Annotated in this window: 11 protein-coding genes; 4 read left to right on the forward strand and 7 right to left on the reverse strand. The window is 59.1% G+C overall.

The features are described 5' to 3' along the window. Positions 1-10 precede the first annotated feature (10 nt). From nirB to DFO56_RS20075, 6 genes are all read right to left on the reverse strand, one after another. On the reverse strand, positions 11-2,923 hold the full coding sequence (gene nirB, locus DFO56_RS20050) for a nitrite reductase large subunit NirB (RefSeq protein ID WP_045511066.1): 2,913 nt from the start codon (positions 2,921-2,923) through the stop codon (positions 11-13). 34 nt (positions 2,924-2,957) lie between these two features. Then, positions 2,958-3,752 (reverse strand): ABC transporter ATP-binding protein, encoded by a 795-nt coding sequence (locus DFO56_RS20055; RefSeq protein ID WP_045511069.1) that lies wholly within the window; start codon positions 3,750-3,752, stop codon positions 2,958-2,960. A gap of 9 nt (positions 3,753-3,761) precedes the next feature. Beyond that, positions 3,762-4,649, reverse strand: a complete 888-nt coding sequence (gene ntrB, locus DFO56_RS20060; protein ID WP_020454986.1) for a nitrate ABC transporter permease — start codon at positions 4,647-4,649, stop codon at positions 3,762-3,764. A gap of 10 nt (positions 4,650-4,659) precedes the next feature. Next, positions 4,660-5,919, reverse strand: a complete 1,260-nt coding sequence (locus DFO56_RS20065; protein ID WP_044489718.1) for a CmpA/NrtA family ABC transporter substrate-binding protein — start codon at positions 5,917-5,919, stop codon at positions 4,660-4,662. A gap of 274 nt (positions 5,920-6,193) precedes the next feature. Beyond that, positions 6,194-7,450: a nitrate regulatory protein gene (locus DFO56_RS20070; RefSeq protein ID WP_045511072.1), complete on the reverse strand. Its 1,257-nt coding sequence runs from the start codon at positions 7,448-7,450 to the stop codon at positions 6,194-6,196. Between the two features lie 60 nt (positions 7,451-7,510). After that, positions 7,511-8,107 (reverse strand): TetR/AcrR family transcriptional regulator, encoded by a 597-nt coding sequence (locus DFO56_RS20075; RefSeq protein ID WP_045511075.1) that lies wholly within the window; start codon positions 8,105-8,107, stop codon positions 7,511-7,513. A gap of 112 nt (positions 8,108-8,219) precedes the next feature. Between DFO56_RS20075 and DFO56_RS20080 the strand changes: the two genes are divergently transcribed. Next, positions 8,220-8,816 carry an NAD(P)H-dependent oxidoreductase gene (locus DFO56_RS20080; RefSeq protein WP_045511077.1) on the forward strand — a complete coding sequence of 199 codons (597 nt, stop codon included), beginning with the start codon at positions 8,220-8,222 and terminating at the stop codon, positions 8,814-8,816. 246 nt (positions 8,817-9,062) lie between these two features. On the opposite strand, the gene DFO56_RS20085 is transcribed toward DFO56_RS20080, so the two are convergent. Beyond that, positions 9,063-10,727, reverse strand: a complete 1,665-nt coding sequence (locus DFO56_RS20085; protein WP_045511080.1) for a phospholipase D-like domain-containing protein — start codon at positions 10,725-10,727, stop codon at positions 9,063-9,065. A gap of 187 nt (positions 10,728-10,914) precedes the next feature. Here DFO56_RS20085 and DFO56_RS20090 point away from each other — a divergent pair, with 187 nt between their 5' ends. From DFO56_RS20090 to DFO56_RS20100, 3 genes are read left to right on the forward strand one after another with little or no spacing between them, the layout of a single operon-like run. After that, positions 10,915-11,436 (forward strand): tetratricopeptide repeat protein, encoded by a 522-nt coding sequence (locus DFO56_RS20090; protein WP_045511082.1) that lies wholly within the window; start codon positions 10,915-10,917, stop codon positions 11,434-11,436. After that, the gene (locus DFO56_RS20095) at positions 11,417-11,974 is read left to right on the forward strand and encodes a sigma-70 family RNA polymerase sigma factor (RefSeq protein WP_045511085.1); all 558 of its coding nucleotides are present in this window, start codon (positions 11,417-11,419) and stop codon (positions 11,972-11,974) included. The genes DFO56_RS20090 and DFO56_RS20095 overlap by 20 nt, the downstream gene beginning before the upstream one ends. Then, positions 11,971-12,756 (forward strand): anti-sigma factor, encoded by a 786-nt coding sequence (locus DFO56_RS20100; protein ID WP_045511088.1) that lies wholly within the window; start codon positions 11,971-11,973, stop codon positions 12,754-12,756. Before DFO56_RS20095 ends, DFO56_RS20100 begins: the two co-directional genes overlap by 4 nt. Positions 12,757-13,018: the final 262 nt, after the last annotated feature.

Here is a 13,018-nt window from a genome sequence, read left to right on the forward strand (position 1 = left end):
CCGGATCTGTTTAAGACGCTTCGGCAACTGCCGCCAAGGTGTTCTGCGCGGCGGGCGCGTGCTGCACCCAGATTTGCCCGTGCAGGATTTTCACCGGCCAGACGCGCAGACGCAGCCCGGCATCGTCCAGGCTCTGCCCGTCGCGCAGGCGAAAACGCTTTTTATACAGCGGGGAGATAACCATCGGCTCACCGCTTGCGTCGCCCACCAGCCCGCGCGCCAGCACATTCGCCTGGCTGCCAGGTTCATGGTTTTCGAGCGCGAATACTTGCTCCTCGCAATCAGGCAGGTGAAACAGGGCAATCTGCTGCTGGCCAAGACGCGCGGCCATGCCGGCGTTCGCCGGAATATCAGCCAGCGCGGCAATCTGCTGCCACTCGCCATCCCCCGTGTGCGGCTGGTTCTGCATTGGCAGTTTTTCCTGTGCCGTTGCCGGGCGGATCTGCCCGCGCTCCGGCACCATCACCACCGCTTCATCCGGTTGATCGCTATTGAGGAAGCCCCGGAACAGCAGACGGTTTTGCGGGTTATCGAGGGTGGTTTTCCACTCGCACTGGTAGCTGTCGACCACCTGCTGCATTTCTCGCTCCAGTTCAGCGCCAATATTGAGACTGTCTTCCAGTACCACCTGTTTGAGGTAGTCCAGACCGCCTTCCATGTTGTCCAGCCAGGTGCTGGTGCGCTGTAGCCGGTCGGCGGTGCGGATGTAGAACATCAACACCCGGTCGATGGTGCGGATCAGCGCTTCGCTGTCGAGATCGCTGGCAAACAGATCGGCGTGGCGCGGCTTCATACCGCCGTTGCCGCAAACATACAGGTTCCAGCCTTTGTCGGTGGCAATCACGCCAATGTCTTTGCCCTGCGCTTCCGCGCATTCACGGGTACAGCCGGAGACCGCCATTTTGATTTTGTGCGGCGAGCGCAGCCCCTTGTAACGGTTCTCCAGCGCGATCGCCATGCCGGTGGAATCCTGCACGCCGTAGCGGCACCAGGTGGAACCGACGCAGGATTTCACCGTGCGCAGGGATTTGCCGTAAGCGTGGCCGGTTTCAAACCCGGCGGCGATAAGTTCCTCCCAAATCGCGGGCAACTGCTCAAGCCGTGCGCCAAAGAGATCCACCCGCTGCCCGCCGGTGATTTTGGTGTAGAGATTGTAGCGCTGCGCCACTTCGCCGATGGCGATAAGCCCCTGTGGAGTGATTTCGCCCGCCGGGATGCGCGGCACCACCGAGTAGGTGCCATCTTTTTGAATGTTGGCAAAAAAACGGTCGTTGGTATCCTGCAATGGCAGGTGCTGCGGTTTAAGCAGGTAGTCGTTCCAGCACGAAGCGAGCATGGAGCCGACCAGCGGTTTGCACACTTCGCAGCCGTGCCCCTGGCCGAACTGCGCAATCAGCGCGTCGAAAGTGCGGATATCGTGCAGGCGGATCAGGTGATACAGCTCCTGACGCGACCAGGCAAAGTGCTCGCAGATATCTTTTTTCACCTCCACGCCAAGCTGTTGCAGCTCGTGCTCCATCACCTGTTTCAGCAGCGGCACGCAGCCGCCGCAGCCAGTGCCCGCTTTGGTGCAGCTTTTCAGTGCTCCCAGTTCGCTGCAACCGCCCGCCACGGCGGCGGCGATATCGCCTTTGCTGACGTTATGGCAGGAGCAGATTTGCGCGCTGGCGGCGAGCGCCGCCACGCCCAGCCCTTTTGGCGCGTCGCCGGAAAGCGCAGGCAGGATCAGCGTTTGCGGCTGCGCGGGCAGCGGCATGTCGTTAAGCATCATTTGCAGCAGCAAGCTGTAATCGGCGCTATCGCCAATCAGCACCGCGCCGAGTAGCCGTTTGCCATCGGCGGAGACAACAATTTTCTTGTAGATTTCGCGCGGGCCATCGGTCCACTGGTAACTCTGGCTGCCGGCGGTTTTGCCGTGCGCGTCGCCAATAGAGGCCACCTCGACGCCCAGCAATTTCAGTTTGGTGCTCATATCCGCGCCGGTAAACGGTGTGTCGCGTGCCGCGAGCTTGTCCGCCACGCTGCGCGCCATCTGGTAGCCCGGTGCGACAAGACCAAAAATCTGCCCGTTCCACAACGCGCACTCGCCAATAGCGTAAATGGCTTCATCGGAAGTCTGACAGTGATCGTTGATAACAATGCCGCCGCGCGGCCCTTTTTGCAGCCCAGCGCTTTCCGCCAGCTCATCGCGCGGGCGGATGCCCGCCGAGAACAGCAGCAGATCGGTTTCCAGAAAACTGCCGTCGGCAAAGCAGAGGCGGTGGCGCGCCTGCTCGCCGTCGATGATTTCCCGCGTCTCTTTGCGGGTGTGAACCTGCACGCCAAGCGCTTCGATTTTGCGTTGCAGCATCATGGCGCCGCCCTCGTCGAGCTGTACCGCCATCAGGCGTGGCGCAAATTCAACAACGTGGGTTTCCAGCCCTAACTGACGCAGGGCGTTGGCGGCCTCAAGCCCCAGCAAACCGCCGCCAATCACCACGCCGCGTTTCGCGTTCTTCGCCTGCGCGGCGATGGCGTCCAGATCGTCGAGCGTGCGGTATACCAGGCAGCCAGGGCGCGTATTGCCGCTGATCGGCGGTACAAAAGCATACGAACCGGTGGCGAGCACCAGCGTGTCGTAATGGGTTTCCACACCCTGCGCATCGCGCACACAGCGTTGCTGGCTGTCGATAGCGACAATTTTGCTCGCGCAGTGCAGCGTGATGCCGTTATCGGCAAAGAACCCCTCGCTTACCAGCGACAACGACTGCGCGCTGCGCCCGGCAAAATATTCCGAAAGATGTACGCGGTCATAAGCAGGCAGCCGCTCTTCGCCAAACACCACGATGTCGTAATGCAGGTGCAGTTCGCGCTCCACGAGCTGTTGCAGAAAGTAGTGGCTCACCATGCCGTGGCCGATCACCGCTAAAACGGGCTTTTTCATAACCTGGATCCTTAATGCGCAAGAGAAAGAGAGGTCAGGCCGCTTTGGGCTGTTTCTCATACAGGAAATGCAGCACTTGCTGGCGATAGCGCTGATACTGCGCGTCGTCGGCCAGCGAAACGCGCGAGCGCGGGCGCTCCAGCTCTACCGCCATGATTTCGCCAATGCTCGCCGCCGGGCCGTTGGTCATCATCAACACGCGGTCAGAGAGCAGCACCGCTTCATCCACGTCGTGGGTGATCAGCACAATGGTGGTGTGCAGGCGCTGTTGGATCTCCATCACCGCATCCTGTAAATGAGCGCGGGTTAAGGCGTCGAGCGCGCCAAAGGGTTCATCCATCAGCAGTACGCTCGGTTTCATCGCCAGCGCGCGGGCAATGCCGACACGCTGCTTCATGCCGCCGGAGATCTCGTGCGGGCGCTTATTCCACGCGTGGGACATATGCACCAGATCCAGGTTGTGCATGATCCATTCATGCATCTCCACTTTGCTCATTTCGCCGCGAAACACCTGGCGCACCGCCAGCCCGACGTTGTCGTACGCCGTCAGCCACGGCAGCAGCGAATGGTTCTGAAACACCACGCCGCGCTCCGGCCCAGGGCCGTCGATTTCGCGGTTGTTGCACAGCAGACCGCCGCTGGTGGGCAGCGCCAGCCCGGCAATCAAATTCAGCAGTGTGGATTTGCCGCAGCCGGAGTGACCAATCAGGCTGAGGGTTTCGCCGGGGTGAATGTCAAAGCTAACGTTATCAAGCGCCAGAAACTCGCCGCTGCTGGTGTTAAAACGCTGGCTCACCTGCTGAACCTGGATAATCGGATTGGTACGCATCAGAGCCCCCTAGCGGTTGGTGTAGTTAAAACGGTTAGCAATCCACATCAGCGCCTGTTCGAGCAGCAGGCCGACCACGCCAATCACCACAATGGCGATGATGATGTGTTCCACATTCAGGTTGTTCCACTCGTTCCAGATCCAGAAACCGATGCCGATACCGCCGGTCAGCATTTCTGCCGCCACAATCACCAGCCAGGCGATGCCAATCGATAACCGCATGCCGGTGAGGATGCCCGGCAGCGCGGCGGGCAGCAGGATTTTGCGCATGATGGCGAACTCGGAAAGTTTCAGAACCCGCGCGACATTCAGGTAATCCTGCGGGATCTGCCGCACGCCTTCGGCGGTGTTGAGGATCATCGGCCAGATGGAGCAGATGAAAATCGTCCAGCTTGAGGCCGGTTCCGCACGCTGGAACAGCAGCAAACCTATTGGCAGCCAGGCCAGTGGACTGACCGGGCGCAGCAGGGAGATGAGCGGGTTGAGCATGCTGGCGACAAAACGAAAGCGGCCAATCAAAAAACCGGTGGGAATACCGACCAGTGCGGCAAGGCCAAAACCGGTCGCCACGCGCTCTAATGAGGCCAGCACGTTCCAGCCAATGCCCTGATCGTTCGGCCCGGCGACATAAAACGGATCGGCGAAAATCTCCAGCGCCGCCAGCCACGTTTGCCACGGCGTGGGGAAGTTTTTGCTGTTCAGCGCCGCCACCTGCCACAGGCAGAGCAGCAGGCCGATGCCGAGCAGCGCAGGCACCACGCGCTGCATCAGCGGGCGAAACAATGACGGGCGGCGACGTACACGCACTTTGGCGGGCAGCGTAACGATCTCTGCCTGCTGGGGAATTTTCGCCGCTTCGTCCAGCGGGATCGGGATAACTTGCGCCTGGTTTTTCATCAGCGACCTCTCATTTTTTTACGCTAAAGCCGTTGGCGTAGGCGGCAGGGTTACTGCCGTCCCAGCGAACGCCATCCATCAACACGCTGCTGCGCATATCGCTGTCCGGCAGCGAAACATTGCCCACGCTGGCGGCGGCCTGTTTGTAGATATCAATGCGGTTCACCTGGCGGGCGATGGCGAGATAGTCCGGGTCGCTGTCGAGCAGTCCCCAGCGCTTGTGCTGGGTAAGGAACCACATGCCATCAGAGAGCCACGGGTAGTTGACCGAGCCATCGTGGAAGAAGCGCATCGCGTGCTGATCTTTCCAGCTTTTGCCAATGCCGTTGTCGTACTGGCCGAGCATGCGGCCAACGATGGTCTCTTCTTTCGTGTTGAGATAAGCGCGCCCGGCAATCACCTTCGCCGTTTCGCGGCGGTTATCGTCCGAGGCGTCAATCCAGCGTGAGGCTTCCAGGATCGCGGCGGTCAGCGCGCGGGCGCTGTTGGGGTTCTTTTCGACCCAATCGGCGCGCGTACCGAGCACTTTTTCCGGGTGTTCCGGCCAGATATCCTGGCTGGTCGCGGCGGTAAAACCGATACCATCGCTGATCGCGCGCTGGTTCCAGGGTTCGCCAACGCAGTAGCCGACCATGTTGCCAATTTTCATGTTCATCACCATTTGCGGCGGTGGCACCACCACGCTGCGGATGTCGTTGAGCGGGTTAATACCCGCGCTCGCCAGCCAGTAGTTGAGCCACATGGCGTGGGTGCCGGTCGGAAAGGTTTGCGCAAAGGTGTACGTGCCTGCGGGACTGGCGGCGAGATGCTTCGCCAGCGCGGGCAAATCGGTGACACCCGCCTCGTGCAGCGCGTTAGCGAGCGTGATCCCCTGCCCGTTCTGGTTGAGGGTCATCAGCGCCGCCATATTGGTTTGCGGCGCGGAAAGCCCCATTTGCAGACCGTAAAGCTGGCCGTAGAGAATGTGCGAGGCGTTCAATTCACCAGAAAGAAGTTTGTCGCGCACCGACGCCCAGTTGGCTTCTTTGCTCGGCAAAATGGTGATGCCATATTTTTTGTCGAAGCCTTTCACCGCCGCCATTACCACCGAGGCGCAGTCGGTGAGCGGAATAAAGCCCACGCGGATCTCTTTAAGCTCCGGTGCGTCAGAACCGGCGGCCCAGGCGCGGTTGATGACGCCCGGCACCAGCAGACTGCCGCCGAGCGCCGCACTGCCCAGTAAAAACTGACGGCGGGAAACCGTCATACCTTTCGTGTTGTTATCACTCATGCCACCCTCGCGCTGCTCACCGTTGTGGGATGCAAAAAAAAACGGCGTCCATAAGCCTGTGCAAAGCTGCACGCTTATGGACGCCGTTGTCCGCTTAACGCTAAACCGACCGCCGTTGGCCGGGTGCGCGTTGTGATTTTTTCTGTCCGGGAAGGTTAAAGCAAAGGCTGTGCCAGAATTGAAAGCGGCGGGTTTCGCGGCACATTGCCGCTAACAACCCAGCGCGGCGCACTGCGGAAGGGCACTTTTCGCACTGGCAATGTGCAGCTACTCCTTAAGGGTTAGCCTGAAAAACATCGGCCACCGCCAGCATGGCGCTGGCGATTTCTATCAGCTTTTTGTTCTGGTTCATCGCCATACGCCGCAGGGTTTTGTAAGCCTCTTCTTCGCTGATTTGCCGGTGCTGCATCAACATGCTTTTCGCGCGCTCAATCTGCTTGCGCTCGTTGAGCGTTTCGCGCAGCGCCGCCAGTTCTGTGTCCAGCGCCTGCAAGCGCCGAGACTGCTGCTGCACCAGCACCAGCAGTGAACGGCCAAGCTGCGGGCGAACGCCGCCGCTCTCCAGCCAGCCGTGGGCGTCGCTAAAGACTGAGTAACTGCTCTCTTCGTTCTCGTATGCGGGCATCAGGCTTTCGATATCGGCGAGTTGCTCATTATTGGCCTGCTCGGTGGCGGCAATGCGTGCGCGGCAGTGCGCCATCAGCGTTTGCGCCAGCGCATCTTCCAGGGTTTTCATCTCATCAATGCGCTGGGTGGCAAGGGAAAACCAGCGCAGGCAACTGTCGGCGTCGTAAAGCTCACGCCCGGTGCAGGCAATGCGCCGCAGCCGTTCAAACTGGCTGTCGGTCGCCATCTGCTGCCAGCGCAGGCGGTGTTCATCGTCGGCGAAATCGGTGAAGGTGGCGAAACAGCGCTCCTGGCGTTCAATCAGGCTGAGCAATTTCTGCTGCGTCTCTTCGCTGAATGTACCAGCGGCAAAGGCCGCCGCACCGGTCGCCCGCTCCTGGCCTGCGTACTCTTTGCCCTGCATAAAGCTGAACATGGCGATCAAATGCCTGGAGATGGCCGGTTCGGCGGCGGTGTCAGACAGCTCAAACACCAGCGACAACAGATGGCGAATGATGTCGTTAAAGAAGCTCATCGCCTGCGGTAAACGCAGCGTGCGCTGGCGGATTTGCTGGCGTAACGCAGGTAGCAAACTCAGGGCGTACACGACGCTGGCGACGTGGCTGAACAGACGGCTGGCCAGCGGCAGCGCGGCAATCTGCTGCTCCAGCGTGTCGAGTTGCGCCATCAGCGGTGCTTGTGCCTGCGCCACCTCTTGTTCGCGCAGGATCAACTCATCAGCAAATTGCCCCTTGCTTGCGCAGAGGAACATATTGGAGGTTCCGCGCTCGCGTTGCAGCATGTGTACAAGCTGGCTGATCTTGCCCACCAGCTCGCCGCTTTGCAGCAGATAACGCAGGCTGTTGAGCTCACACTGGCGCGAGGCGAGCAGGAAACGGATGGTGGTCGATGAATTGGCTATCATGCGTATGCTCCAGGAAAGTCCTGCTTCCCTGATGCAAGGCGCGCGCCAGGTAGAACGGCTTTAGCCGCGCGGCAGCGTCGCCCGAACCATGGCGATGATGACCGCACAAAGTTCCTCTTTCGCCTGCGACTCGCTAATCGCCCCCTGCACCGCCGCCCAGGCGAGCCCTTCGGCGGCACCCAGCATGGCCCACAGAGGCGCATCGCGCAGCGGTTCACCGCAAAATGGCGCAAACAGAGTGCGGCACTTGCCGATGAAATCGACGGCGTATTCGCGGCGGATAGTTTCCAGTTCCGGCGTACCGGCGAGCGCCGCCAGTAAACTTGGCATTTCGCGGCCCTGAAACAGCACGCACTCAATATAAGCGGTGGCGATAACCGACGCGCGCGCGGCAAGTTCCGGCGCGGTCTTTGCCAGCGCATCATCCATTTTGCGGTTCTGGCGTTGATCATATTCGCGATAGAGCGCCGCCAGCAGCCCGGAACGGCTGGTGAAATGATCGTACACCACTGGCTTTGTGACACCGGCTAACTCCGCCAGATGGCCGAGCGTCAGTGCTTCGGTGCCCTCTTGGCGAATAATGTGCCACGCGACATCCACAAGCTGCGAATAGCGATCTTCCCGCGACAAACGCTGACGCACACGCGTTTCCGCCATGATGTTTCTCCCTTGACAGGCTTATATACTAAAAGTAACTTACTAATGGTAGGTTACTGTTCGTATATAAGACTACGTCCGTTAACGGCGGATGGCAATCCTGGAGGTTCAGATGCATGCGTTAATCGTGGTTTCGCACCCTTTAGCAAGCTCGTTAACCCACAGCGTGGCAAAAGCTGTTGCACAGGGGATAACGGATAAAAACGGGGAAAATAGCGCAGAATTTGCCGATCTGACGCAAGAAGGCTTTAACCCGGTGTTTAATGCGGCAGATTACACCGCCTTTGCCGAAGGCGCGCCACTGCCCGCCGATGTGCTTGCCGAGCAGGCGCGCATTGAGAAAGCCGATGCGCTGGTGCTGGTGTTCCCCATTTACTGGTGGACCATGCCCGGCCAGTTAAAAGGCTGGATTGACCGGGTGTTTTCCAACGGCTGGGCCTATGAAGAGGGCGCAAACGGCAAGGTCTCCGGCAAACTTGGGCATTTACCTGTCCACCTTATCGCGCTGGGTGGTTCAGACATGAAAACCTTTGAAAAGCATGGCTATGCACAATCCTGGAAGACGCAGATCGCCCACGGCATTTTTGATTATTGCGGCGCGCCGGTGCTCACCAATGCCACGCTGATGCTGCCTGATTTCGGCACGCCGGAAGCGTTATTACGTGAGGCGCAAAAAATTGGCGAGCGGATATTTACTCACCAGCAGTAAATTTCTCACTTTACCCGCGAAAACCCGCCATCCAGGCGGGTTTAAAAGGGCACCGTTATCCACGCACTGAAGAACCAGCACTGCGTTACATTGCTTTTTATCGACCTTAAGCAAAATAGCCATGCCGGTACGCTTTATTAGCGGTTATTTCTCTTTTTATCCTGCCGAACAAAGGCGGAAAAAAGAGCCTGTGGCGAAACTATCGCCACAGGCAATTATTTGCTGCCACCACCATTTTGCCGCGGTTTACTGGCCGGAAAAGTAGCGGCGACGCAGGGCGCGGTCGCTACCGGCGACAAAATACCCGGAAGCGGCATCAATCCACTGCGTGGTTTCGTACAGGTATTTTGGCGACACCGCGCCTGCAACGATGCGTTGTTGCGAGCGCGCCACCGATTCACGAAACGCATAGTGGGTGAACAGACGCATAAACTCCCCAAGATAAACATCTGCCACGGCAGCGTTGCCCTTGATCACCAGCATGTTTTCATCATTGGTGTCGGTGGACGCGGCGGAAAAATTCGCCGAACCGATAATCACAATCGGCTCCGGGCCAAGCGGGTCGATCAACAAATATTTGGTGTGAATGTACGTGACGTGCGTCTCTTCTACCGGGCTTTCGATCTCTTTCAGCCAGCGGTCAAAGGCGTTCAGCACCAGGTTCTGCCCAACGGCGATGGTGACATTTGGATGTTTGCGGATACGGTCGATTTCCGCCGCTTGTTGCTTGTACTGACTGCCGGAACCTTTTTTCTCCAGCAAGGCGAAGCGTAACACCTCGTCGGTGCGATCCCAGGCGGGGACAAACAGTTTGTTCATGCCGAAAGCGAAAGTGCCGAACAACGCGCGTTGCGCGCCCGCAGCCAGTTGAGCATACCACTCCAGCGCGGTGAGCGAGGTGCGCGGCGAAAAGACGGTACTCACTTCATCGCGCCACGGAACCGGCGGCGCGGCGGTGATCGTTTCGACTTTTTTCGCCGTTGGCGCCCGGGTTAAATCCTGCAACAGCAGTTGCCAGTAGGTTTCGTACTGCTCCGCCACGCGAGGATCGCGAACGATGTGCGCATTATTCGAGTGACCGAAAATGCCGTTTTCGCTGAGATTAGTGGAACCGGTCCAGACCTGCTGCGACACACCCTGGCGCCGCAAGACAAAGAACTTGTTATGCATATAGCGACCGGAGTGGATGCGCGGGTGCGTCAGCGCCTCGATGCCGCTGTGCGCCAGATGTTTTTCATTGGACTCACGCTGCGAGTCGCCGTCGTAAATCACGCTCACGGTCACGCCGCGCGCGGCAGCGCTTTTTAACGCGTCATAGATGCGGCTGTTTTTGAATTCAAAAATGGCACCGTGCAGCTCATCACCTTTATCAGCCTGGCCTATAAACCGCTCCAGCCCTTCCAGCAGGCCGCGCGACAGCCACTTCCAGGCCGCATCGCCAATCTCCGCCGGGCTGGCATTATGAAAGCGCCGGGCATACTCCTGCGAGGCAATCGCTCCACGGTTGAAGAAAATCGCGTGCTCGCCGTTATCCACCGGCTCGGTTAGTACCGTCAGTTGCACCGCATCGCCCGGCGTTAACGCCCCGGCAGGCCCGCGCATGGCGACAATGTCGTAGCGATATTCCGCGTTGGGCGCAACGCTGTAATCAGACCATTGAAAGGTCTGGAAAGGGTGTCTGAACGAGGAGACCGGCACGCCCGGCGCGGGCGTCGGCTCGACGCTGGCGAAGGTTTTCATACCGTTTAGCCAGATAACCTCCCCGTCGCTTTTTCGCGTGCGCTGAATGGCGAAACCGAGAATATTACCGGCGAGGATATGCTGCTCGGGCATATCCCAGCCCAGCAACACCACATAGCTGCCCGCCACCGCTAACGCCGTTAACTCACCTTGCTGCCCGCTAACACGCATGGTTTACCCTCCGCCGAATCAGAGACTCACACTCCCGTGACACGCCGTATCAAATTATAAACCGGATGTATGACGTAACGGTGATGTCGCCAGCATCAGCAGCGCCTGGCGGGAAACGTGATTTTTTTCGAATAGAAATCGCCATTGCGGCGTTAACTCACTACTCACGCTACCGAAGGAACTCAAAATGAAAACGCTCGCCCCGCTGTTGCTGTCGCTATTTTTGTTGCCTGCCGCGCAGGTTTTCGCCGCCGGAGACGATAATACCAACAGTAAAACGCCAGACTGCCCGAGCGGGCAGGTTTATGACAGCACACTCAAACAGTGTGTGGCGGAAAAAAGCAGCAGCCTCAGCGACGACGATAAAACCCATTACGCTTATCATCTGGCGAAAAAAGGGGAGTATCAGGCGGCGCTAAATCTGCTGGATACGCTGAAAAACGCCAATACCGCCGAAGCCTGGAACTACCGGGGTTACGCCACGCGCAAACTGGGTCGCACCGATGAAGGCATTGGCTATTATCAGCGTTCGCTGGCGCTCAACCCGCAGTATGCGAAAGTGCGGGAATATCTCGGAGAAGCGTGGCTGGTGAAAGGCCGCCCGGATCTGGCAAAAGAGCAACTGAAAACCATCGCCACGCTTTGCGGTGTGCAATGCGAAGAGTATCGCGATTTGCAGGCGGCGATTAATGGTCACCCTGAGTTCTGACGACCGGTGCGAGGAGCGCAAAATCACCACCAGTGACGTTCGCCAGCAACTTGCTGCACATCTGACACGCCTGTGGCGCTATGGGCTGGTTCTGTCGCGCAACCGCGAGGTTGCCGAAGAACTGGTGCAGTCGACCTGCGTTCGCGCACTCGAAAAGAGTGCGCAATTTACCCCCGGCACGCGCATAGACAGCTGGCTGTTCGCCATTCTGCACTCGATCTGGATCTCCGATCTGCGCGCGCGTCGTGTGCGGATGGGGCAAGGTTTTGTGGAGAGTGATGAACTGCTGGCGGCGGATACCCACGCTCAGGATGACGCGCGGCGGCATTACGCGAAAGTTATGCAGCACGTCAGCGCGCTGCCGGAGGCGCAGCGCAATACCGTATTTCTGGTTTATGTCGAAGGGTTTACCTATCAGGAAGCGGCAGACACGCTCGCAGTGCCTATCGGCACGATCATGAGCCGGCTGGCGAGCGCACGCGCGACGCTGGCGAAAAAAGCCACTACGCCGCCAAAACCCCAGGAGAAACGCTCGTGAAACCCAGCATGTTTACACCGCCTTACCAGGATGACGCGATTGTCGCCTGGCTCGATGGCGAGATGAGTGAAGCGGATGCGCAACAATTTGAGAGCCAGCTTGCACAAGACGAACAGCTCGCCAGCCGTACCGAGGCGCTAAAACAGGATCGTGCGGATTTCACCGAGGCCTTCGCACCGCTGCTTCATGAGGCTCCCGAAGCGCGCATGCAGGCGCGGTTGAACGAGCTTCTGGATTCGCCCCGCTCATCCACAGGCATCAGCCGCCGTTCGCTGATTGCCGCGTCGCTCAGTTTTCTGGTCATTGGCGGCGGGCTTGGCTATTTCGCAAGGCCACTGGCGCTGGCGCGTGATGAGAGCGAGAAAATCCGCGATCTTGAGGCGCAATACATGTCGCTGTATAGCGCGGAAACGCTGCTGGATGCGGACAGCTCACCCACGGCATTGCAACGCGGGCTGGCACGCACAGCGCAGGATATTGGCTTAAACATGAAGGTGGCGCAACTTGCCCTGACCGGCGCAGAACTGAAGATGGTGCGCATGCTGCGTTATGACAGCACCTCGATTGCGCAAATCGCGTGGATGGATGCGGAATATGGCCCGATGGCGCTGTGTATTTCGCCTGAACGACATGCCCAAACGCGCGCCTTAACGCCTGAACATCGCCACGATATGCACCTCGTCTGGTGGCAACAACGCGGCTATCAATTTGTACTGATAGGCCGCAACCCACCGCCGCAATTATCCCTACACGCGCAGGCGCTGCACGCCGCGCTGTCATAAGTCGCGCCCGCTACGGTTTACGCTGGCTGGCGGGCTTGGGCTTGGGTTTGGGTTTGGGCCTGGGCTTGAGCTTGGGCTTGGGCTTGGGTTTGGGCTTGGGCTTGGGCTTGGGTTTGGGCCTGGGCTTGGGCTTGGGTTTGGGTTTGGGCCTGGGCTTGGGCTTGGGCTTGGGCTTGGGCTTGGGCTTGGGCTTGGGCTTGGGTTTGGGCTTGGGCTTGGGTTTGGGCCTGGGCTTGGGCTTGGGCTTGGGCTTGGGCTTGGG

It is taken from the genome of Kosakonia sp. AG348, assembly GCF_003337365.1.
Lineage (GTDB): Bacteria > Pseudomonadota > Gammaproteobacteria > Enterobacterales > Enterobacteriaceae > Kosakonia.

What these genes read in the sequence shown, in the direction of transcription:
- DFO56_RS20080 (WP_045511077.1), top strand. Translation starts at nt 8,220, where the DNA reads ATGCATGCGTTAATCGTGGTTTCGCACCCTTTAGCAAGCTCGTTAACC.
- DFO56_RS20055 (WP_045511069.1), bottom strand. Translation starts at nt 3,752, where the DNA reads ATGCGTACCAATCCGATTATCCAGGTTCAGCAGGTGAGCCAGCGTTTT.
- DFO56_RS20085 (WP_045511080.1), bottom strand. Translation starts at nt 10,727, where the DNA reads ATGCGTGTTAGCGGGCAGCAAGGTGAGTTAACGGCGTTAGCGGTGGCG.
- DFO56_RS20065 (WP_044489718.1), bottom strand. Translation starts at nt 5,919, where the DNA reads ATGAGTGATAACAACACGAAAGGTATGACGGTTTCCCGCCGTCAGTTT.
- nirB (WP_045511066.1), bottom strand. Translation starts at nt 2,923, where the DNA reads ATGAAAAAGCCCGTTTTAGCGGTGATCGGCCACGGCATGGTGAGCCAC.
- ntrB (WP_020454986.1), bottom strand. Translation starts at nt 4,649, where the DNA reads ATGAAAAACCAGGCGCAAGTTATCCCGATCCCGCTGGACGAAGCGGCG.
- DFO56_RS20070 (WP_045511072.1), bottom strand. Translation starts at nt 7,450, where the DNA reads ATGATAGCCAATTCATCGACCACCATCCGTTTCCTGCTCGCCTCGCGC.
- DFO56_RS20075 (WP_045511075.1), bottom strand. Translation starts at nt 8,107, where the DNA reads ATGGCGGAAACGCGTGTGCGTCAGCGTTTGTCGCGGGAAGATCGCTAT.
- DFO56_RS20095 (WP_045511085.1), top strand. Translation starts at nt 11,417, where the DNA reads ATGGTCACCCTGAGTTCTGACGACCGGTGCGAGGAGCGCAAAATCACC.
- DFO56_RS20090 (WP_045511082.1), top strand. Translation starts at nt 10,915, where the DNA reads ATGAAAACGCTCGCCCCGCTGTTGCTGTCGCTATTTTTGTTGCCTGCC.